The sequence below is a fragment of the Streptomyces adelaidensis genome (assembly GCF_016598475.1).
Taxonomy (GTDB): Bacteria; Actinomycetota; Actinomycetes; order Streptomycetales; family Streptomycetaceae; genus Streptomyces; species Streptomyces adelaidensis.
On sequence record NZ_JAEMUX010000257.1, the window covers coordinates 1 to 989 of the forward strand.

Consider the following 989-nt stretch of genomic DNA (forward strand, 5'->3'; position numbering starts at 1 on the left):
CCGGTCGCCGCGGCCGCTCCTCCCGCCCCACCCGTGAAAATGGTCGTCAGGACGTTGAACGTGACCGCTCCCGCCGCCCGCGACGGGTTCTTCCCCCACTCGTCGTACGCGATCAGCGCCTTCCCGGTCTCCACCACGGCCGTACGGGAGTCGCGCAGCCAGGAGGGGAGCTTGTCGGCCGGGGTCAGCCAGTACGCGGCACCGAGCGGCGTTCCCGTGATGAGGATGCCGGTCGCGAGCTTGCCGAGGCCGACCCAGGCCTGGCCGGCCGCGTCCCAGCCGCTGAAGCCCACCAGCGTGCCGAGCCCCTTGATCGTGCCCCACACACCATCGACCACGAAGCCGACGGTGAAGTCCCAGGCGTGCTCGTGGAAGTAGTACCAGGGGTTGGACTCCTCGACGGCGTCCCCCCACGGCAGCCCGGAGGCCGCGTTGAGGTCCTCGGCGCGGTAGCCGTACATGTTCTCTTTTTCGGAGCCGTCGTTGACGACGAGCGGCTCACCGCCGACCAGCGCGACGATCTTGTTGTGGCAGGCCAGCTCGGCGGCCTGGAAGGCGGACCAGGCCGCGTTCACCGCGTTGCGGCGGTTCGTGTTCTCCTCGATGAGGTCGCCGTCCGCGACCCACTCGTCGTCGTCCGTCACGCGCCGCTCGAAGGCCGCCGCCTCCTCGCGCAGGGAGTTGAGCCGGTCGACCAGCGGCCGGACCTCGGTCGCGTAGTCGAGCAGCGCCCTGGAGACCGTACCCAGCTCGGTCCGCAGACCGTCGCCGGCCGCCGCGACCGGCGCGGTCGTCGCGAAGAGCTGGTCGGCCTCGGGAGCCTTGTAGAAGGGCTCCAGGAGGTTGAAGTCGGCGTCGATCAGCAGCCCGGCGGCCCCGACCGCCATCCCGTCGAACGCGATGTCCGCGGCGTCCGTCTCCAGCTGCTCCAGATTCCCGGTGAACTCCGGTATCTCGGCCGAGACAACAGGCCTTTCCTCACTCACGCC

Annotated in this window: 1 pseudogene; it reads right to left on the reverse strand. The window is 70.3% G+C overall.

Annotated elements, in window-relative coordinates:
- Positions 1 to 986: pseudogene (locus tag I8N67_RS41680) on the reverse strand (hypothetical protein); the annotation flags it as partial.
- Positions 987 to 989 lie beyond the last annotated feature (3 nt).